The 20,309-nt window shown below is 57.2% G+C and carries 17 protein-coding genes; 7 read left to right on the top strand and 10 right to left on the bottom strand.

The genetic code is table 11. The features are described 5' to 3' along the window. From L1F30_RS01540 to pilG, 8 genes are all read right to left on the bottom strand, one after another. The gene (locus L1F30_RS01540; RefSeq protein ID WP_253358541.1) at positions 1-492 is read right to left on the bottom strand and encodes a chemotaxis protein CheW; all 492 of its coding nucleotides are present in this window, start codon (positions 490-492) and stop codon (positions 1-3) included. A 77-nt stretch (positions 493-569) separates the two neighbouring features. Then, on the bottom strand, positions 570-1,481 hold the full coding sequence (locus L1F30_RS01535) for a chemotaxis protein CheB (RefSeq protein WP_253358539.1): 912 nt from the start codon (positions 1,479-1,481) through the stop codon (positions 570-572). Between the two features lie 23 nt (positions 1,482-1,504). Then, positions 1,505-7,810, bottom strand: a complete 6,306-nt coding sequence (locus tag L1F30_RS01530; protein ID WP_253358537.1) for an Hpt domain-containing protein — start codon at positions 7,808-7,810, stop codon at positions 1,505-1,507. Between the two features lie 15 nt (positions 7,811-7,825). Beyond that, the gene (locus tag L1F30_RS01525; protein ID WP_253358533.1) at positions 7,826-8,695 is read right to left on the bottom strand and encodes a protein-glutamate O-methyltransferase CheR; all 870 of its coding nucleotides are present in this window, start codon (positions 8,693-8,695) and stop codon (positions 7,826-7,828) included. Positions 8,696-8,713: 18 nt separating this feature from the next. Further along, positions 8,714-10,888, bottom strand: coding sequence for a methyl-accepting chemotaxis protein (locus L1F30_RS01520; protein ID WP_253358531.1), 2,175 nt, complete (start codon positions 10,886-10,888; stop codon positions 8,714-8,716). 70 nt (positions 10,889-10,958) lie between these two features. Next, complete coding sequence (locus tag L1F30_RS01515) at positions 10,959-11,513, bottom strand: chemotaxis protein CheW (RefSeq protein ID WP_253358529.1); 555 nt, start codon at positions 11,511-11,513, stop codon at positions 10,959-10,961. Positions 11,514-11,544: 31 nt separating this feature from the next. Next, a complete protein-coding gene (gene pilH, locus L1F30_RS01510) occupies positions 11,545-11,907 on the bottom strand; it encodes a twitching motility response regulator PilH (RefSeq protein WP_253358527.1) in 363 nt (120 codons plus the stop codon). Positions 11,908-11,968: 61 nt separating this feature from the next. Further along, a complete protein-coding gene (gene pilG, locus L1F30_RS01505) occupies positions 11,969-12,364 on the bottom strand; it encodes a twitching motility response regulator PilG (protein ID WP_253358525.1) in 396 nt (131 codons plus the stop codon). A 299-nt stretch (positions 12,365-12,663) separates the two neighbouring features. Here pilG and gshB point away from each other — a divergent pair, with 299 nt between their 5' ends. The 4 genes from gshB (at position 12,664) to ruvX (ending at position 15,713) form a co-directional block, all read left to right on the top strand. Next, entirely contained in the window at positions 12,664-13,632 is a 969-nt protein-coding gene (gshB, locus tag L1F30_RS01500) for a glutathione synthase (RefSeq protein ID WP_253358523.1), read from the top strand. Positions 13,633-13,635: 3 nt separating this feature from the next. Continuing rightward, positions 13,636-14,541 (top strand): energy transducer TonB, encoded by a 906-nt coding sequence (locus L1F30_RS01495; RefSeq protein WP_253358521.1) that lies wholly within the window; start codon positions 13,636-13,638, stop codon positions 14,539-14,541. Positions 14,542-14,591: 50 nt separating this feature from the next. Beyond that, the gene (locus L1F30_RS01490; protein WP_253358519.1) at positions 14,592-15,185 is read left to right on the top strand and encodes a YqgE/AlgH family protein; all 594 of its coding nucleotides are present in this window, start codon (positions 14,592-14,594) and stop codon (positions 15,183-15,185) included. 111 nt (positions 15,186-15,296) lie between these two features. Next, the gene (gene ruvX, locus L1F30_RS01485) at positions 15,297-15,713 is read left to right on the top strand and encodes a Holliday junction resolvase RuvX (protein WP_253358517.1); all 417 of its coding nucleotides are present in this window, start codon (positions 15,297-15,299) and stop codon (positions 15,711-15,713) included. 13 nt (positions 15,714-15,726) lie between these two features. On the opposite strand, the gene L1F30_RS01480 is transcribed toward ruvX, so the two are convergent. Continuing rightward, entirely contained in the window at positions 15,727-16,869 is a 1,143-nt protein-coding gene (locus L1F30_RS01480; protein ID WP_253358515.1) for a PilT/PilU family type 4a pilus ATPase, read from the bottom strand. Positions 16,870-16,881: 12 nt separating this feature from the next. Continuing rightward, entirely contained in the window at positions 16,882-17,916 is a 1,035-nt protein-coding gene (locus L1F30_RS01475) for a type IV pilus twitching motility protein PilT (protein ID WP_253358513.1), read from the bottom strand. Between the two features lie 137 nt (positions 17,917-18,053). On the opposite strand from L1F30_RS01475, the gene L1F30_RS01470 reads away from it, so the two are divergent. From L1F30_RS01470 to L1F30_RS01460, 3 genes are read left to right on the top strand one after another with little or no spacing between them, the layout of a single operon-like run. Then, positions 18,054-18,743: a YggS family pyridoxal phosphate-dependent enzyme gene (locus tag L1F30_RS01470; RefSeq protein WP_253358511.1), complete on the top strand. Its 690-nt coding sequence runs from the start codon at positions 18,054-18,056 to the stop codon at positions 18,741-18,743. A gap of 60 nt (positions 18,744-18,803) precedes the next feature. After that, positions 18,804-19,619: a pyrroline-5-carboxylate reductase gene (gene proC / locus L1F30_RS01465; RefSeq protein WP_253358509.1), complete on the top strand. Its 816-nt coding sequence runs from the start codon at positions 18,804-18,806 to the stop codon at positions 19,617-19,619. A 3-nt stretch (positions 19,620-19,622) separates the two neighbouring features. Further along, complete coding sequence (locus L1F30_RS01460; RefSeq protein WP_253358507.1) at positions 19,623-20,213, top strand: YggT family protein; 591 nt, start codon at positions 19,623-19,625, stop codon at positions 20,211-20,213. The last annotated feature ends 96 nt before the right edge of the window (positions 20,214-20,309 follow it).

The following is a 20,309-nucleotide window of genomic DNA, read 5'->3' as shown; positions in this document are numbered from 1 at the left end:
TCAGATTTTGCCGCCGTTGCGGCGAAAATCCAGAATTACCTGCTCCATGGCAGCCACATCCGGAATGGCGCAAATCTCCCCTTCAAGATCAACGCGAATGCGCTCAAAGGGTTTGAGGGGTACGTCTTTTACTTCGTGAATAGAGGCTTCCTGCACGCGGCTCAAACGCGGAATGCCGAGGGTGGGCACTGCAAAAAAGGGCAGATCTTCGCTCACACCCGTGTTGTTAAACACCGCAAGGCGCGAGCGCTGGCCGATGTCGCCCACCGCCTCACCACGCAAAACCTCAAGCGACACCACAGGCACCGGTTGCTTGCGCCACTCGAAGGTGCCAAGCAGCCAATCGGGGCCGTCTTGCACGGGCACGGGCCTGACGTAGGATACGATTTCAGCAATCGAAACAGTGGGCGCCAACATGAAGTGCTCGCTCATGGGCAATATGAGACTGGGAATTTCCATTGCACGTTGTTCGAGCGCTGCTTTTGCTTTCATATGCCTGCCTGAATTACTGTTTTATTCCCGGTTTGGGCAATCTATGCATTGCCCACCGGTCGTTCTTGGTGTGTTACCTAATGACGCGCGCCAAGGTGCGCGGCCAGTTTAACGGCCAAGGCCTCGGGCGAGCCGGTGTAGGAAACGGTGCCCGTTGCGATTGCCTCATCGGGCATGCTGGACACAGTGCAGGTTTCTGCCGTCTGCGCCCATACCGTGCCGCCTTGTTGCTTCATCATTTTTAGCGCGGCACTGCCGTCGTCACCCATGCCGGTAAACACTATCACGCCCGAATGTGCGCCATAAATGGCCGCCACATTGGCAATCACTTGATTGATGGCCGGCCGATATTGGCCGGGCCAGCACTCGTTGTGCACAATCAAGGTGCCGTTTTCCTGTACCTCGGCACGTTGATCGGGCCGCACAATCAATACACTGTTGGCCGCCACCAGCGACCCGTGGCCGGCCAGTACCGCCGGGTATGCCGAACCCTTGCTGATCACTTGTGCCAGGGTCACATCAAAGCCGCCGTCGATATGCTGTGCGTACACAAAGGCTACATCCAGCCCCTCGGGTAACGCCTGTAAAAACTGTTTAACCGCTGCAGGCCCACCGGTGGAGGCCGCCAGCACCCATACCTCCCGCGGCTTGACGGGGTGGCTGCCGAGGTTGATCACACCGGCAAGCTGTTGCAGCTTAATACTCAAGCGCCGCTGCCAGCCCTCATGGGATTGCCCGGCGCCCTCTTCAAAAATCACCGGCACATCTACTTCGGCCAACCAGCTGGTAAAGGCCGCATTTTCTATGGCGGTATCTGCCACAATCAGCCAGGCATCGGCCTGAACCTCCGCAATGCTGCCGATATTTTCGCAGCTGATGGTGGCCGCTAACTGGCAACCGTTTTGCGCAATCAGCGCTTGGTATTGTGTGTGTTGGGCGGCTTGTTCCAGTAGCAAACCCACCCGCAATTCACCTTGCAATGCATTCATCCCTGAATTGGCACACCCGAGTGCTATTGCTGATCTTCACCGCTGAGCTCTCGGATATTCGCCAACAGCGCATCCTCTTGGTAGGGCTTACCCATGTATTTATTCACGCCCAGGCCAAAGGCCCGCTCGCGGTGTTTATCACCGGTACGCGAGGTAATCATAATAATGGGAATGCCTTTCAAGCGGCTGCTTGAGCGAATGTTTTTCGCCACTTCAAAGCCATCCATGCGCGGCATTTCGATATCGAGCAGCATCACATCCGGCACTGTGTCTTGCAGCACGCGCAGGGCATCGGCACCGTCTTTTGCGGTAATAACGTTGTAGCCTTCGCGCTCGAGGAAGCGGGTAGTTACCTTGCGCACCGTTACCGAATCATCCACCACCATCACCAGGCGCGAGGTATCTTCTTCAATGGATGAAGGTGCATCCAACAGCTGTGCGTGGCCAAGGCTTAGGGCCGCTTCTTTACGGATCATGGCGTGCAGATCAAGAATCACCACCACCGAGCCATCACCCATTACGGTTGCACCCGAAAGCCCCTGCACCGCACTGAATTGTTGGCCTAATGTTTTAACCACAATTTCCCGCGAACCCATAAGGGTATCTACTTGCAGGGCCACAGAGTGCTCGGAGCTGCGCACCAAAATTACCGGCAGCGGCAGTGCCTGGCCTTCAAGTTTCGGCCGCAACTCTTTGTTGAGCATGTTACCCAAGTAGCGCACGCGGTAATTTTCACCGGCGTATTCAAAGCGGGCATCCACATCCTGGTAGTAGTGCTCAAGCTCGAAAGGGCTCACGCGCACAATACCTTCAATGGTGTTGAGCGGAATTGCATAGCGATCCTCGCCTATCATCACCATCAAGGCGCGGTTTACCGACACCGTAAACGGCAGGCGAATAATAAACTCGGTGCCTTCACCGTAGCGCGAGTCGATAAACATGGCGCCACCGAGCTGTTTGATCTCGGAGTGCACCACATCCATGCCCACACCGCGGCCTGAAATCTGCGTCACTTTTTCTGCCGTAGAGAAACCTGCCGACAAAATAAACTGCATGATTTCCTGATCAGACAGGCGCGCATCTTCTGTCATCAAGCCACGTTCGATGGCCTTGGCCTTCACGCGCTCAAGGTTAATACCGCGGCCGTCATCGGCCAGACGCAGCACTACATCACCGCCTTCGCGGCCGAGGCTGAGTACAATTCTGCCTTCGGCGGGTTTGCCCGCAGCGGCGCGAGTGGCCGCATCTTCGATGCCGTGGTCTACCGCGTTGCGCAGCATGTGCTCAAGCGGCGCCACCATGCGCTCCAATACCGAGCGATCCATTTCGCCTTCGGCGTTATCCAGCTCAAAGGCAACCTGGCGATTCAGCTCGGATGATACCTGGCGCACGATACGGCGCAGGCGCGGCACCAGGCGCGAGAAGGGCACCATGCGCGAGCGCATCAAGCCCTCTTGCAAATCGGTGTTAATGCGCGACTGCTGCAGCAACAGGGTTTCTGCATCGCGGGTTTTATCGTTGAGCGTGCTCTTGAGGTCGAGCAAGTCGGAGGCCGATTCAATCAGCGAGCGTGAAAGTTGCTGCAGCTGCGAGTAGCGGTCCATCTCGAGTGGATCGAAGTCCTCTGTTTCAGCCAACTGCTCCTGACGGAAAATAATCTGCGCTTCGGTTTCGATATCCAGGCGACGCAGCTGTTCCTGCAAGCGGTTGATGGTGGCTTCCATTTCATCAATGGCAAAACCGATCTCACTGACCTGCTCTTCCATTCGGCCACGGGAAATAGAGGTTTCACCGGCGAGGTTAACCAACTCTTCCATTAAGTCCGCGGAGATCTTGATAACCTCTTGCGGCTGGTTGCGCTTGACCGCCATTTGCGCAGCCGGGCGCGACGTTTTATCGGCCACGGTTTTACCGGCCACCGAAGGCGCTGGCGCACGGGGGTTAAAGGGAATGACATCAGCACTGGTGAACGGCTTGGCCGCAGGCTCGCTGGCCGGTGCCGCGGGCATCTGCGGCTCATTGGCCGCTGCATCCTGCTCTGGCTCTTGCGGCTCTTCTGGCTCGTCTGACGCGGGCTGTGGTGATTCGGCCTCGTTAGCAGCCTGTGGCGCGGCCTCGCTGCCTTCAACGGCTGCAAGACCTGAGCGCGCCGATTGCTCAATTGAGCGCATGGCCTCGGCCAGCCCTTCGGGCTCGTAGTTGTGCACAGCCTGGCGAACTTTCTCGGTGCCGTTTAACAACAGATCCTGGTAGCGGTGCATGGTTTCAAACAAACCGTCATCCACCGGCACGTTTTCGTTTTCACGGGCAATGAGGTAGGTTTCGAAATCGTGCGCGATATCGCCAAGGCCCATAAGGCCTGCCAGGCGGGCACCCCCCTTGAGGGTGTGCAGAATGCGCTTGAGCTCTTCCAGGTGTTCGTTGTTATTCCAGTCGTCTGACCAGCCATTGATGGCGTGATCAACCTCTTCCAGAAGTTCGTCGGCCTCTTCTAGGAAGATTTCAAAAATTTCCGGATCAATTTCTTCAGCGTCTACTGCCTCTGTTTCTTCGGGCGCAGAAGCTTCAACAACCGGTGCCGCGGCTTGCGGCTCTGGTTCTGGTTCTGGTTCTGGTTCTGGTTCTACAGCTTCAGGTTCCACAACCTCCGGCAGTTCAGCTTCATCTGTGTCAAAAGCTTCCGGCTCGGCAAAGGTTTCATCAACGCTGATGGTGGGCAGTGCAGGCTCGTCTGGCGAAACCTCTGCGGGCGTAAGATCAAAGGCGCTGGCGTCTTCCTCTTCTTCGCGCTCGATGTCTGTCACATCGGGCAACTCTATTTCAATATCTTGTGCCAGCTCTTCAAGGTTGTTGATCACTTCAACGTCTGGCTTGGGCACCTCTTCGTGTTCGGGCGCTACCTCTACATCGGTGGCGGCGAACAACAAGTCTTCTTCAGATTCCGTTGGCAGCTCATCGGCGGGGTCTAGCCCTTCGGTTTCAAAGGGTGCCATGGCAACCAATGCGGCCATGATGTGGTCATCAACGGGCACAATATTTTGGCCGGCGGCCACGGCATCAACCATATCCAGCAGCGCTTCATGGCCGTGATGCAGTTTTTCAAACCCTGTGGCATCAAGCGTTAAATGGCCTTCGCGCACGGCCTCGTACACAACTTTCAGCTGGCCACTCAAGCCGCTCATTTGCACGAGGTTGGCGTGCTCTGCGCCCTTCTCGAGGTTGGCAAGCTCCGAGTGCAGTGATGCCAGTTGGGCTGCATCTATACCGGAGGCTTCCCACTGCTGGAGCATTTGGTCGGCATCCAGCAAGAGGTTCATTTCTTCGGCCATGAAAATCGACAACAGCTCAGGGTCGACTTTCTTCTTGCCTTGCGCCTCTGCCTCTTGCTGACGGATCAGCGGGCCTACGGAGCGCTCTTTCAGTTCTGCCACGCGCGCCAGGAACTGTTGCAGGCGTGGAATTTCCACTTCGCGCCCGGCGGCAATGTCGGCCAGCGCTTCACGGGTGTAGGTTACGGCGTCGCGCAGGAGTTGCAGAATGTCGTCGTCGATATTTACCTGGTAGGAGCGCAACTCTTTAACAAAGCGCTCAAGGGGGGTGGCCATCTCAGCAATGGGCGCTACATCGGCCATATGGGCGCTGCCCTTGAGGGTGTGCAAAGCGCGCTGCATATTTTCGCTGGGTGGCGTATAGAGTGGCGCCATTTCCTGCATCTCTGCAATAAAGGCCTCCAGCTCTTCAAGGTGCGTGCTGGCCTCTGAACCGAAGATCTCCCACAGCATGCTGTCGGGTTCGCCGTCGTCTTCATCGTCGGCCAGATCCGTTTCGGTGTGTGCAGCCTCTGGTGCCTCACCCGCAGGTGCCACTTCAGCTTGAGGCGCCGCGTCACTGGCGGCTGGCTCAGCGCCGTCAATGCCTGCCAGTAATTCCGCCGGCATGTTGCCCTTGGATAAATCCTCGGCCCAGGCCTGGTATTGGTCTACCGTGGCCTTGTCTGGCACGGGCTTTTTATCGCGGAAGGCTTCTATCATGGAGGGCAGGCGGCCCACCACGCGCTCGATCAAATCTACGTGAATGCTGTTGGGCTGAATGCTGCCATCAAGCACCCGGTTGAGCATATTTTCAATAGACCAGGCCAGCTCGCCAATGGCCATTGCCTGCACCATGCGCCCGGAGCCTTTGAGCGTGTGGAAGGCACGGCGGAACTCTGTAAGTGCCTCTTCATCGTTGAAATCTTCTTTCCAACGGGGGAAGAATTCATTGATGGTTTCGGTAACTTCTTCGGCTTCCTCGATGAAGATTTCCAAAATTTCTTCATCAATTTCGTCTTCAGGTTCTTCAACGCTTTCAGCAGCAGTGTCCTCAGCGGCTAGCGATGTATCCTGTTGTGCACTATCGGCAACAGCATCGGCGGGCGCAGGGGTTACTGCGCCGTCTTCTGATGTGCGCTCTTCCAGGCTTGCATCATCAACAGCCTGCTCTGGGCTGGTTGCCTGCCCGGCTGCAGTTGCTGGTGCCTCTGCGTTGTCAGCTTCGGTTGAATCTTGCGCAACCGGTACGTCCATGTTGACGTCTTCAACGTCAACCATTTTCTTCAATACCGATTCAGCATCAGAGCGCTGCTCGGTGCCTGCCTTGGGCTTGCTGGAGGCCACGGCGTAACCCAGTGCCTCAACACTTTCTTCTGCCACGCTCAACAGCAGGTCGTCGTCTTCTTCAAGATCGCCGCCCAACCGCTCAAGGTAGTACTCTACGCTTGTGATGGCATCGGCCAGGATATCAAGGGTTGACCACTCCGGCGGATTCTCGACATTAACGAGCTTATCTTCAACAAAGCGCGCGCATGCGCCAATGATGCGCGCCGGCCGTGCGAGTGGCACCATGTCCAGCCCGCCACGAATTTCACGCAGCAAGGTGGGCACATTGTTCAGGTGCGATTGATCCCACTGGGACGCAATGTATTCGATAACTGCGTCTTTGGCTTGCTCAAGGCCATTGCGGCATTCGCGCAAAACCTGCTCTTGCGCTTCGTTAAGATTGACATCGCTCACCTTGCCCCGGCCGTCGGTAACGCCCATGTTGCGCACTAGCGCCTGCAGGCTGTTTTCGATATCAATAATTTCACCGGCCACGCCCATTAACACATCGGCGGTAAGGGTTTCTGGTGTGGCCACCGCGCGTTCAAGCACTGCCGCTTGCGCCAATACTTGCTGGCGTAAAGCGCCAATACCCAACACGGCCATGGTATCGGCCACACGCTGCATGACCGGCAGCGCTTCTTGTACATGGGCGCTGGAGTCTTCACCGGATAAGCACATATCCAGCGCATGTTTGACGATATCCAGCTCATCGCCAATGGCAGACACCACCGAACGCATGGCTTCGTTGTCTGGGCCAGACAGGAGTTCGTCGTCGCTTAAATCTTCAACTTTATCTTTGGGCAGTGCTTCTGCCAGCCGGTACTTTTCTTTCAGGCGGGTGATAACCGGTGAATTGACTTCCGCGCGCGCGATGTAATACAGCAGGTTTTTAAGCAGCTCGTGTTCGGTACCGGCTTTGAGCGCCTTCAGGCCGTACACTGCCAGCACTTTGATTTCGCGATCCAATTGGCGCAGCAAGTTTTTTACAGAAACACTCGCCTCAATGGCATCGCTCTGCAAACCCTCAACCAAACCGAGAGCAATTTCCCACAGGGGTTGCCGGGGCGTGCCCTGGGTTAATTTGTGCAGGCGGGTAAAAACTTTTTGTAAATAAGCCAGGCTTTCATCGGGTTTTACACCACGAATTAAACTGGCCGCGGCCATTTGGTACATCTGCCGCAACTTGGTGATCATCTCGGCAAATTGCTTGGCATCTTGTGCCGCGGCTATTGGCTGGCCAACTACTTTCTTGGCAGCCGACATATCCGGGGTGAACAACTGGGTTTCGGTGAGCAGGCTTTGCCCGCGCACTGCACGCAAATCGTTCAGCAGCGGCAGCACCATGGCCGGTTGATCTTTGCGGCTGCTTTTAACGTGCTCCAAATACAATGGCAGCTGCAAGATGGCGCGCATGAGCACTTCTTGCCCTTCGGCTTCATTTTTAACGGCGCCGTTCATGAGCGCTGTGGCCAGCTGCTCCATTTCTTCGGCCATCAAGGCCGCGCCGTAAAACTCCACCATTTTCAGGGAGCCGTGCACCTGGTGAATATGGGTCAGGCAGAAACGGATGCGCGTGGCATCCTTGGCGTTTTCCACATAGGCCTCAAGGGCCTGACGCGCTTCTTTCAGCGTCTCGCCAATTTCGCCAATAACCCAATCGAGGGCTGCAAAGTTACGGTTGTCTCCCAAGGGACCGTCCTCTCGTTATGCGCTCTTGGCAGTGCCAGGAGCGGAGCGTTGGTAGGCCTGAATTTCTTCGCCGCCCACGCGCTTCATCTTAGGGTGATTCCAATCTGTGACTTCACCAAGGCCGACAATCAAAACCCCGTTGGGCTTGAGCCGATCTACGAGCTGATTAAGAATTTCACGCCGCCGCCAGCGACGGAAATAAATCAGCACGTTTTGGCAAAAAATCACATCCATAGGCACGGCCGGCATCTTGCCCAGATCCAACACATTACCGTGGGTGAAACACACCCGATCTCTTATTTTTTCAACCACCTGCAGGTTTGCGCCTGCAGATGCAAAGTACCTGGCGCGCTCTTGCGGTGTGGCTTGATCTACCTTGCGTGCAGGGTAAATGCCTGCGCGCGCCTTGTGCAGCGAGGGCATGCTGATATCGGTTGCCGTCACGCCGAAGTAGGGGTCTATTGCTGCCAGCTCGAAGCAGTCGTTTACCACCATCGCCAGCGCATAGGGTTCTTCACCCGTGGCGCAGCCCACACTCCAGACATCAAAGCTATCATTGAGCGTTTGGTTATTGATGCGCGCCTGTACCAAACGGCGAACATATTCGATAGACGGGCGGTGGCGGAAAAAACTGGTTTCCTTCACCACCAGGCGATCCACCAACACCGACCACTCAACCATACCCTGCAGGCCTTCGCGCACCTGCTTCATGTAGCTTGTGTAGTCGCCACACTCAAGCTCGCGCATGCGGCCGGCAATCTGCGTTTGTAAAAACGCGCGCTGGTGCGGCGCAATTTGAATGCCGGTACGGTCTTCCAGCAGTTTGCTCCACTGCTGGAATTCGTTATCCGTTAGTTCGGGCAGCGCCCGTAACGACCACACCACGCTACGGCTACTCGCTTATCAGGCTCGATTGGATTGTTCGTCTTCCAGGCTGCTGAGTTCTGCATTGAACTCGCCGTCCAGATCGAAGCTGACTTCTTCGTCTCCGTCCAGGCCTTCAGACATGTCATCTACGGTGTCGTCGAGCGTGAGGGTTTCGGCGCCGTAGCTGTCATCCAGCTCTTCTGGGAGCTTGAAGCCTGCTACTGATTCACGCAGGTCGAGGGCCATTTCGGCCAGAGTACCAATCGACTGTGCCGTGGCCGATGTACCGGCCGAGGTTTGCGAGGTAATTTCCTGAATTACGTTCATCGTATTTGAGATGTGGCCGGCCGACGATGCCTGCTGGCGGGCGGCGTTCGAAATGTTTTGAATCAATTCCGCAAGCGACGATGATACGTTTTCAATTTCTTCCAGTGCCACACCCGCATCCTGTGCCAGACGTGCACCGCGCACCACCTCTGCGGTGGTTTGTTCCATCGAGATTACCGCCTCGTTGGTATCGTTCTGAATCGTTTTAACCAGCGCCTCAATCTGCTTTGTTGCCGCAGCAGAACGTTCCGCAAGACGCTGTACCTCATCCGCAACCACCGCGAAGCCTCGACCTGCGTCACCGGCCATCGAGGCCTGGATCGCAGCGTTAAGTGCAAGAATGTTGGTTTGGTCGGCAATGTCGTTAATCAACGATACGATGTCACCAATTTCCTGTGACGATTCACCCAGTCGCTTAATCCGCTTCGAGGTGTCCTGAATCTGCTCACGAATGGTGTCCATCCCGTGGATGGTATTCTGTACCACTTTTGCACCGTTGCTCGCGATCGATACCGACCGCTCGGCTACCGCGGCTGATTCGGCGGCGTTAGCAGATACCTGGTCAATGGTTACGGCCATTTCGTTAACCGCCGCCGATGCACCGGCAATTTCCTGCGCCTGGTGCTCAGAGGCCTCGGCCAGGTGCAGTGCAGTTTGCTGGGTTTCCTGGGCGGCCGACGATACGTTCACAGCCGTTTCGTTGATTCGCGATACCAGTACCCGCAGTTGGTCAATGGTGAAGTTGATGGAGTCGGCAATGGCACCGGTGAAGTCTTCGGTTACCGTGGCGGTGGTGGTCAGGTCACCGTCTGCGAGGTCGGCCAGTTCGTCCAGCAGTCGCAAAATTGCGTTCTGGTTACGTTCGTTGGTTTCTTCCTCTACCTGCAGTCGCTGGCGCGTGCCCTGCGTCCACTGCAAGCCGATCAAAATAATTGCCAACAGGCCAATGGCACCCAAAATTGCGATGGTCAGGTTATTGGGCTGGCGGTTGCCGGCGTTCTCAACGATTTTATCCGACAGGGTGGTCAGGGCTTCCAGCAAGCGTGGCGAATCATCGAGAATCTGGTTGGTGGCCTGACGGGCCTTAAACAGTGCAGGCGACGCCTCGAAGATTTCGCGAATGGAGCTGTTCACGAATTCAAACAGCTCGGAAATTTCGTTCAGGGAGCTTACGGCCTCGGGCTCGGTTACCCGCGAAATGCTCATGGCCACATCGCCGCCCTTCATGCCGGCAAGTACCTTACCGAACAAGTTGGCATCGAGGTTGAACTGGTCGGCGGCCTGGTCGGCATCACCACCACCACGGAGCATCTTGTCTACGTTTCGCCCAATACGTTCAGCACGCCAGGACTGCATCTGCGCAACCGATACCTGATCGGCCGGTGCGCCGCTTTCAAGCAGAATCTCAACGATGTTGTTGTGCTCTGCCTGCAGTTCCGGCAGCGATTCGTTAAGGGTGATCGCAACATCATTCAGGAAGATGATGGTGTCTTTGTTGGTCACAATGCTGTTGGCGTTACTTTTTACGCTCTGGAAAATCGCATCGAAACCGGCAAATTCTTCAGCCAGCGCGGTACGGGTATCGGTATCAGAAGCGCGCAGGCGATTCCACAGGCCATCCATCTCGGCAACCACTTTGGCCAACTCGGGGAAGGCCTCTTCGTTGCCTGAGGTGGCTTCACGTGCCAGCGATGTCACCCGGAATGACAAGGCGCGCAATTCTGCGGTTAGCTGCAGATAGCCCTGATCTTTCGCGGTGTTTTGCTGCACCAAGTAAAAGCTCACACCCATTAGCACCAATACAACCAGCAGTGCAGCACCTAGCGCTGCCATCACCGGGTTGCCGCGCATGGTTGCGACCAGGCCTCTTGTTTCGTTCTTCATGCTACGCTCCTGACCAACGTTGCGTGTTACTTAAAATAAAGCGGTAAAACCGCCCTGAAAAAAAAGCGGCTCAATCTTCAGCCGCGTTGGTAAATCGGGGTTCATCGGCGAGACTGGCGGGGCTGAACACATTCCACTGGTTCTCGCCCTGCCGGTAGGCGCCGCTTACAAAGGGCGCCAAGGATTTCGGTAAATCGCTGTTGTCATCGCTGAAGGTATCCACCGGAAAGTGCTGCATGCCGAATACCTGATCCACAATGAGCCCGGAGTAGAGTTCATCGCGATCAAGAATCAGCACGCGCCGCTGCTTGCGGTGGCTGGAAATTTTTGAGCCGAAAAAGGCGGCCAGATCAAACAGCGGCAACAGCCGCCCGCGCACATTGGCCACGCCGCGCACCCAGGGCTGTACACCGGGCAAGCGCGTATAGGGGGGCACTTCGAGCATTTCGCTCACTTCATCCATGGGTGCCACAAAGCGGCGCCCCATCAAGGAGAAACCAATGCCGCTCCAGTGCGGTTTGATCGCCACCTGCGCCGGCAAGCCGCGCGCAAAGTGCTTACTGCGCCCGGCCAGTTCAACCAGCGCCTTGAAAGCTCGTGATTCGTTTGCCTGTGGCTCGGTCATGGGATCCCCATACTGTTAACCCAAACCACGGCTAGGCCATGGCGTCGGCAATGGCCTGCACCAGGGTTTTCTCGCTAATGGGTTTGGTCAGGTAGGCCTTGGCGCCCTGACGCATGCCCCACACGCGGTCTGTTTCCTGATCTTTGGTGGTCACAATAATCACGGGGATGTGGGAAGTTTCCGAGGCCTTGCTGAGCTGACGCGTCGCCTGAAAGCCGTTGAGGCCCGGCATGACGATATCCATCAGCACCAGATCAGGGCGCTCTTTCTTCGCCACCGCAACACCCTGCTCGCCGTTTTCAGCGGTAATAACCTCATGGCCATTCTTTTCCAGGATGCTGGTCAGTTTGTAGGTTTCAGTGGGTGAGTCGTCAACGATTAGCACTTTTGCCATAAGTCCCCCAGGAACATCTGTTTTTTGTTATATCGATCAGGGCTACGCGCCCAATCCAACGTTATGAAGCTTTCGCCTGCCCCACGTGCGCCTGAATAGCGCCGAGCAGTTCGGTTTTTGAGAAGGGCTTGGTCAGGTATTGATCCGACCCCACAATGCGCCCTTTGGCCTTATCGAACAGGCCGTCTTTACTCGAGAGCATGATCACAGGCGTTGATTTGAACTCGCTGTTGTTCTTGATCAGCGCACAGGTTTGATAGCCGTCGAGCCTGGGCATCATGATATCCACAAAGATGATATCTGGCCGGGTATCGGCGATTTTTGCCAGTGCATCAAAACCGTCAGTGGCGGTAATTACCGTGCAGCCGGCCTTGTTAAGGAGGGTTTCAGCGGTGCGACGAATGGTTTTACTATCGTCGATCACCATCACTTTCAGGCTTTCCAGATTGACGTCCATAATGAGCTTATGCCTTTCGCTTTATTTTTTACCTCGACCAGGCCGGGTCAGTGGCGGATGATCGCCCAATCAGCATAGCAGCCGAAAACTCAGCGGCGGCCGAACCTGGATTTGCGGCGAAGACTACGCCGACTGGATGTTTTAACACAGTTGTTAAGGTTTCGCTATAAGCGACTGAATAAAATGGGAATTTGCCTCATCCGTGAGCGTGGCTATAGCCCCCGCCAGCCGATAGCGCTATCCTCATCGCCTGATAAATTTAAGCAGGCTTGCGCAACGTTTTCAGCCAGAGGTAAACCATGACCTATCGCGTCGGCATCGTGATGGACCCCATCCAGAGTTTCAACCCCAAAAAAGACACCACACTGGTGCTGATGCAGGCCGCCCAGGCCCGCGGCTGGGAGCTGCTGGTGTTCGGGCAGGGCGATCTGTGGCTGGAACAGGGCCGCGCCATGGGCGAGGGCCGGCGCGTGCGGGTGGCCGACGATGCCCACACCAGCGGGCAGCCCGACTGGTACCAGCTGGGCGAGCCCGAAAATCTGGCGCTCGGCGAGCTGGATGCGCTGCTGATGCGGGTCGATCCGCCCTTTGACAGCGAATACGTCTACAGCACCTATGTACTGGAGGCCGCCCAGCGCGAGGGCGCGCTGGTGGTGAACAACCCCCAAAGCCTGCGCGATTGCAATGAAAAGGTGTTCGCCACCCAGTTCCCCCAGTGCTGCCCGGAGGTGTTGGTCACCCGCAACAACGCCCGTCTGCGCGCTTTTCACAAGCAGCATCAGGATGTCATCTTCAAGCCGCTGGACGGCATGGGCGGCGCCGGTATTTTCCGGGTCAAGGCCGACGACCCGAACGTGGGCGTGATCCTTGAAACCCTCACCCGCTTTGGTGAGGAAACCATTATGGCCCAGCGCTACCTGCCGGAGATCAAAGCCGGCGACAAGCGCATTCTGGTCATTGACGGCAAAGCTGTGCCCTATAGCCTGGCGCGCATCCCGAGCCTTGGCGAAACCCGTGGCAACCTGGCCGCCGGGGGCAGTGGCCGCCCGCAGCCGCTGTCTGAGCGCGACCAGTGGATTGTGGATCAGGTGGCGCCGAAGCTTGTGGCACGGGGCTTGTTGTTTGTGGGCCTGGATGTCATTGGCGACTACCTGACAGAAATCAACGTCACCAGCCCCACCTGCGCCCGGGAAATCAATAACGCCTACCAAACGGATATCGGCGGCCTGTTGATGGACGCCATCGCCACACGGCTGGAGGCGCGCTAGCCCATGGCCGCAAGCTCCATGCTCCAGGCACCCGCTGAAAGCCAGAACGACCGGCTGATATTTACCCTGTTTGTGGCACTTGCCGTGCACGCGCTGGTGCTGTTTGGCCTCACCTTCAAGGTGGACCAAGGCGAGGCGCGCACGCCCACGCTGGAAATTACCCTGGCCAACCACAAGAGTGCCAGCGAGCCCGACAAGGCCGACTTCCTGGCCCAGCAAAACCAGGAAGCCAGCGGCACCATTGATGAGGCCAAGGCGCAAACCACCGATCAATCGGCCGAATTCTTCGCGCCGGTAATCAACGAGGTGAACCCCACACCCCAGCAACGGCAGATCAAGCCCACCGAGCGGCGCGAAGAGCAATTGGTTACCACCACCAGCCGCAGCAGCCACAGTGCCAGCCTAAAGCTCGATAAACCCACGCCCGAGGCCGAAGAGCGCCCGGGTGAAAACCAGGAACGGCCCAACAGTCACGCAGAAATTGCCTCGCTGATGGCCGAAATAGACCGCCAGCGCCAGCAGTACGCCAAGCGCCCACGCATTCGCCACCTGACCTCGGTGGCCACCAAAAGCTCCGCAGAGGCCGCCTACCTGCTGAAATGGACCGACAAAGTGGAATACGTGGGCAACCGCAATTTCCCGCAAGAAGCTTTAAACCGCGAGATATTCGGCGCCGTCACGCTCGCCGTAAGGGTGCGCCCCGATGGCCGCCTGGATCAGGTAGAGATCACCCACCCCTCGGGCTACCGGCTGCTGGATGACGCCGCCCTCAATATCATTCGCGATGCCTCGCCCTTTGCCCCGGTGCCCCACGCCGTACTGCAAAACCACACCCACCTGGAAATTGTGCGCACCCTGCGCTTTGAAATCACAGGCCTGAGCTCGGGCGATGCCCAGGCGGCGCGCTAAGCCGCCAACGCCACCTTGTTTTTCGGCCACCAAACCCCATACTGAAACGTATGAAAAAGTTTACCGAACCGCCCCGTGCAGAACTCACCGTCGGCTCCCTCAAGGGCCAGTTTCTGGTTTCTATGCCAAGCCTCAGAGACCCGCACTTCAACCACTCCATCACCCTGATTTGCGACCACAGCGATGACGGCGCCATGGGGCTGGTGCTGAACCACCCGCTGGGTGAGCTGACGCTGGGTGATATTTTCGAACAGATGGACTTAACCGCCGCGCCGTCTGCCGCGCAACTACCGGTTTTTGCCGGCGGCCCGGTGCAGCAAGAACGCGGCTTTGTGGTGCACCCCTCGGATCAGCGCTGGGAATCCACCATTGATGTGTCGCCCTCGGTGGCACTGACTGCCTCGCGCGATATTCTGGAATCCATGGCTGCAGGCACCGGGCCCCACAACGCCATAGTGGCGCTGGGCTATGCCGGTTGGGATGGCGGCCAGCTGGAAGACGAAATTGCCAACAACGCCTGGATTACCCTGCAAGCCGACAGCGATCTGCTGTTTAATACCCCGGCCGAACAGCGTTGGGCGGCGGCGGCAAAACTACTGGGCTTTGACCTCAACCTGATTTCCAGCAGTGCAGGCCACGCCTAGCGCACGCGCGCAGCCACACCCCGGGCAATCAAATAAAGCCACCGGGTGGCAGGCGAACAGCGCGCCCTTGCTGTAAGCTGGCCACTGTTAACTTTCTACCCTGTACCCTGCATGCCAAATACCCTGCTCGCCTTTGACTACGGCACCCGCAATATCGGCCTGGCCTATGGTCAATCCATCACCGGCACCGCCCGCGAACTGCCGGCACTCAAAGCCCGCGACGGCGTACCAGACTGGCACGCCATAGAGGCGCTCATAAAAGAGTGGCAACCGCAGCAGCTGTTAGTGGGGCTGCCCCTGAACATGGACGACAGCGAATCAGAGCTGGCTGCGCGCGCGCGCAAGTTCGGCAACCGCCTGCACGGGCGCTTCGGGCTGCCGGTGGTGATGTGGGATGAGCGCCTGAGCACCCGTGAAGCCAAAGCCGAAGCCCGCGAGCGCGGCCACAAGGGCCACTACAAAAGCGACCCGGTAGATTCCATTGCCGCGCGCCTCATACTGGAAAGTTGGCTGGCCGCACAAGCGTGAGCCAGCCCGTGCGCTAGTAAAGCTTGTGGCTGGGCGACTCGTCTTTCTCGATGGTGAGTTCGTCGGCCGCGTTGGAGAGGTAGTCGGCATCGGTTTCCGACCCCAGCTTGATCAGCAGGCGCAAATCGTTCGGTGAATCCGCATAGGAGAGCGCATCTTCGTAGGTGATTTCGCCGCGGTCGTACAAATCGTACAGCGCCTGATCGAAGGTTTGCATGCCAAGCTCGGTGGATTTTTTCATGAGCGGTTTTAATTCATGCACCGCGCCCTTGCGAATCAAATCCTGCGCCAACGGCGTATTTAACAACACCTCCAAACAGGCGCGCCGGCCAGAGCCATCAGGCGTTGGGATCAGCTGCTGGGCAATAATGCCGCGCAAGTTGAGGGCCAAGTCCATCCACAACTGGCCGTGACGATCAGCCGGGAAGAAGTGAATAATCCGGTCGAGCGCCTGGTTGGCGTTGTTGGCGTGCAAGGTGCACAAACACAAGTGGCCGGTTTCAGCGAAGGCGATGGCGTGCTCCATGGTTTCGCGCGAGCGCACCTCACCAATCAAAATCACATCGGGGGCTTGCCGCAAGGTGTTTTTCAACGCCACTTCAAATGAATCGGTATCAATACCCACTTCGCGCTGGGTCACAATGCAACCCTGGTGCTGGTGAATAAATTCAATGGGGTCTTCAATGGTAATGATGTGGCCTTTGGAATTGCGATTGCGGTGGCCAATCATGGAGGCGAGCGATGTGGATTTACCGGTACCGGTGGCGCCCACAAAAATAATCAGGCCGCGCTTGGTCATGGCCAGCTCTTTGATAATTTCAGGCAGGCCCAAATCATCAATTTTCGGAATATTGGTTTCAATGCGACGCAACACCATGCCCGCCAGGTTGCGCTGATAAAACGCACTGCAACGGAAACGGCCAATACCGCGCGCGGAAATAGCAAAGTTTAATTCTTTGCTTTCCAAAAATTCGTTGCGCTGCTTTTCATTCATCACAGACAACACCACCTCGCGGGATTTCTCTGGCGAGAGCGGCGTGGTGGTTACCGGCACCACCTTGCCGTGCAATTTCATTGATGGCGGCACACCGGCGGTAATGAATAAATCCGAGGCGCCCTTCTCTACCATCAGGCTCAATAAACGATCAAAATCCACAGCCTGATCCTCTTAGAAATTTTCTGGAATTTTTGCTTTTTCACGGGCAACGTCGCGGTTAATCACGCGGCGCGCCACGAGATCGGCCAGGCATTGATCCATGGTTTGCATGCCGGTAGATGCGCCGGTTTGAATCGCCGAGTACATTTGCGCCACCTTATCTTCACGAATCAGGTTACGAATGGCGGGCGTGCCGCGCATGATTTCGTGTGCTGCCACCCGGCCACCGCCGTTTTTCTTCATCAGCGTTTGCGAGATCACCGCCTGCAATGATTCCGACAGCATTGAGCGCACCATGGCTTTTTCAGCGGCCGGGAATACATCAATGATCCGGTCGATGGTTTTTGCCGCCGACTGGGTGTGCAGGGTACCGAACACCAGGTGGCCGGTTTCGGCCGCTTCCAGGGCGAGCTTGATGGTTTCAAGGTCGCGCATCTCACCCACCAGAATAATGTCCGGATCTTCACGCAAGGCCGAGCGCAATGCGGCAGAGAAGCCGTGGGTGTCGCGGTGCACTTCCCGCTGGTTAATCAGGCACTTTTTACTTTCGTGCACAAATTCAATCGGGTCTTCAATGGTAAGGATGTGCTGGTATTTGTTGTCGTTAATGTAATCCACCATGGCCGCAAGGGTGGTGGATTTACCGGAACCCGTAGGCCCGGTTACCAGGCAAATGCCGCGCGGGGTATTGCAGATATCGCGAAACACCTGCCCCATGCCCAGCTCTTCCATGGTTAACACTTTCGAGGGAATGGTACGGAAAACTGCGCCGGCGCCGCGGTTTTGGTTAAAGGCGTTTACACGGAAACGCGCCACGCCCGGCACCTCAAAGGAGAAGTCTGTTTCCAGAAATTCTTCGTAGTCTTTGCGCTGCTTGTCGTTCATGATTTCATAGATCAAGCCGTGCACTTGCTTGTGTTGCATGGGCGGCAAATTAATACGGCGCACGTCGCCGTCTACGCGTATCATGGGTGGCAGCCCGGAGGAAAGGTGCAGGTCTGAGGCGCCTTGTTTTGCGCTAAAGGCGAGAAGTTCCGTAATATCCATACAACAACCTTACTATTCTAAGTTTTGCAGAGCCGGTATTTTGCAAAGCGCTAGACTGCCGATGACTGCACAACAATTAATCAAACCGTGAGTTAATTAACCGCGCGTACCGATCAACGCCTTACCATTTTCAGTATATGCACATGATTGCCGACAAACTAATGCAGGTCGAGGCCCGTTTGCAACAGGCAAGCCATTCGGCCCACCGCCCCCGTGACGCCATCGCCCTTTTGGCGGTCAGCAAAACCCAGCCCCCCGCGCGCCTGCGCGAGGCCTACAGCGCAGGCCAGCGCCGGTTTGGCGAGAACTACCTGCAAGAGGCGCAAGACAAGCAGCAGGCCCTGGCCGACCTCGCCATCGAGTGGCATTTCATCGGGCCCATCCAATCCAATAAGACCCAGGCCATCGCACAGGCCTTCGACTGGGTACACAGTGTAGACCGCCTGAAGATCGCGCGACGCCTGAGTGAGCAGCGCCCGCCTGAGGCCGGCCCGCTGAACATTTGCCTGCAGGTCAACATCGACGGCGAGGCCACCAAATCCGGCGCGAGCCCAGAGGCGCTGCCCGCCCTGGCGCTTGCTGTGGCCGAGCTACCGAACCTGCGCCTGCGCGGCTTGATGGCCATTCCCGCCCCCTGCACAGACCCCGAAGCCCAGCGGCAGGCCTTTGCCCGGGTGCGCGCGCTTAAGGATGCACTGCAAGCCCAGGGGCTGGCGCTCGATACGCTCTCCATGGGTATGTCTGGTGATCTGGAGGCCGCCATTGCCGAGGGTGCGACCCTGGTGCGCGTGGGTACCGATATCTTCGGGCCGCGCATGGCCCGTTAGCGGGCTGGAAAAATCGAGATTTGCCCCCACCATACACAGACATTCACAACAGGAAGCCCCATGAGTTATCGCATCGGATTTATCGGCGCCGGCAATATGAGCGCCGCCATTTTAGGCGGCATGGTCAAGCAGGGTGTGGCGCCCGAGCGCATCATCGCCAGTAACCGCAGCACCCCCAAACTCGAGGCCTTGGCAGACGAATACGGCATTCACACCAGCACCGACAACCACCAGGCCGCCAAGGCCGATGTGGTGGTGCTCTCGGTAAAACCGCAAATGATGAAAGATGTGTGCCTGGATTTGGCGCCGTCGCTGGGCCACAAGCCGCTTATCGTGACCGTGGCCGCGGGCCTGCCCATGAGCCGCTACGAGCAGTGGCTGGGTGCAGATCAAGCCATTGTGCGCTGTATGCCCAACACCCCGTCGCTGGTGGGCAAAGGGGCCAGCGGCTTGTTTGCCAACGCCCGGGTGAGCGATCTGCAAAAATCGCGGGTAGAGGAAATGATGGGCGCCGTGGGCGTTACCGCCTGGGTGGCCGAAGAGTCGCTCATTGATGCCGTGATTGCCGTGGCGGGCTCGGCACCGGCGTATTTCTTCTTGATGATGGAAGCCATGATCGATCAAGGCGAGGCCATGGGCCTGGATCGCGCAACCGCCCGTGCACTTACCCTGCAAACCGCCGCCGGCGCCGCCGAGCTTGCCGCCAGTGCAGATGTGCCCGTAGACGAACTGCGCCGGCGTGTGATGTCGCCCGGCGGCACCACCGAGCAGGCGGTATTCTCCTTTGAGCGCGACGATATTCGCGCTATTGTGAGCCGCGCAATGACCTGCTGCGCAAACCGCGCCGCTGAAATGGCAAAGGAAATGGGGAACTGATCCTTGGAGACACTGGTAGCAATTATCGTTTTTCTGGTTAAGACCTTCGGCAGCCTGTATTTGATGGTGGTACTGCTGCGGCTGATGCTGCAAATCGCCCGCGCCGATTTCTACAACCCGCTGTCGCAGGCTGTGGTGAAAGCCACCAACCCGCTATTGCTGCCGCTGCGCAAAGTCATACCCGGCATCATGGGTATCGACTTTGCCTCCATTGTGCTGGCATTGCTGGTGGCACTGGTGACGGTGCAGGGCATTATTTTGCTAAAGGGGTTTGGTTTTCTGAACCCGCTGTACCTGCTGGCCTGGTCTGCGGTGATTGTGCTTTCAAGCCTTGCCAGCCTGCTGTTTTGGGCGTTGATTATTCTGGTAATCGCAAGCTTTGTAGCCCCGCAAAGTTACCACCCGGCGCTGCTGCTGATTCGCCAGTTAATGCAACCGATCATGAACCCCATACAGCGCATCATCCCGCCCATGGGCGGCTTGGATTTCAGCCCGCTGGTGGTGATCATCATCTTGCAAATTATCAGCAACTTCCTGATTCCGGAATTTGCCATGCAGCTTGGTATGCCACGCTGGCTGTTTTTGGGCTTCTAGCCCAAGCCTGCGCCGGTGTTTACCACACCGGCGCGCGCTGCAAATGCCACAGCGCTTAAGTCACCGAAACGCAACAGAGCACGCAACAGAGTAAGC

The organism is Simiduia sp. 21SJ11W-1 (assembly GCF_024138675.1).
Lineage (GTDB): Bacteria > Pseudomonadota > Gammaproteobacteria > Pseudomonadales > Cellvibrionaceae > Simiduia.
Note: the sequence above shows the minus strand (reverse complement) of the source record. Positions and strands in the feature narration are given on the sequence as shown.

Bases quoted from the DNA above. Each gene is read 5' to 3' on its own strand.
- L1F30_RS01540 (WP_253358541.1), bottom strand. From the start codon at position 492: ATGAAAGCAAAAGCAGCGCTCGAACAACGTGCAATGGAAATTCCCAGT.
- L1F30_RS01535 (WP_253358539.1), bottom strand. From the start codon at position 1,481: ATGAATGCATTGCAAGGTGAATTGCGGGTGGGTTTGCTACTGGAACAA.
- L1F30_RS01520 (WP_253358531.1), bottom strand. From the start codon at position 10,888: ATGAAGAACGAAACAAGAGGCCTGGTCGCAACCATGCGCGGCAACCCG.
- L1F30_RS01515 (WP_253358529.1), bottom strand. From the start codon at position 11,513: ATGACCGAGCCACAGGCAAACGAATCACGAGCTTTCAAGGCGCTGGTT.
- pilH (WP_253358527.1), bottom strand. From the start codon at position 11,907: ATGGCAAAAGTGCTAATCGTTGACGACTCACCCACTGAAACCTACAAA.
- pilG (WP_253358525.1), bottom strand. From the start codon at position 12,364: ATGGACGTCAATCTGGAAAGCCTGAAAGTGATGGTGATCGACGATAGT.
- gshB (WP_253358523.1), top strand. From the start codon at position 12,664: ATGACCTATCGCGTCGGCATCGTGATGGACCCCATCCAGAGTTTCAAC.
- L1F30_RS01495 (WP_253358521.1), top strand. From the start codon at position 13,636: ATGGCCGCAAGCTCCATGCTCCAGGCACCCGCTGAAAGCCAGAACGAC.
- L1F30_RS01490 (WP_253358519.1), top strand. From the start codon at position 14,592: ATGAAAAAGTTTACCGAACCGCCCCGTGCAGAACTCACCGTCGGCTCC.
- ruvX (WP_253358517.1), top strand. From the start codon at position 15,297: ATGCCAAATACCCTGCTCGCCTTTGACTACGGCACCCGCAATATCGGC.
- L1F30_RS01475 (WP_253358513.1), bottom strand. From the start codon at position 17,916: ATGGATATTACGGAACTTCTCGCCTTTAGCGCAAAACAAGGCGCCTCA.
- L1F30_RS01470 (WP_253358511.1), top strand. From the start codon at position 18,054: ATGCACATGATTGCCGACAAACTAATGCAGGTCGAGGCCCGTTTGCAA.
- proC (WP_253358509.1), top strand. From the start codon at position 18,804: ATGAGTTATCGCATCGGATTTATCGGCGCCGGCAATATGAGCGCCGCC.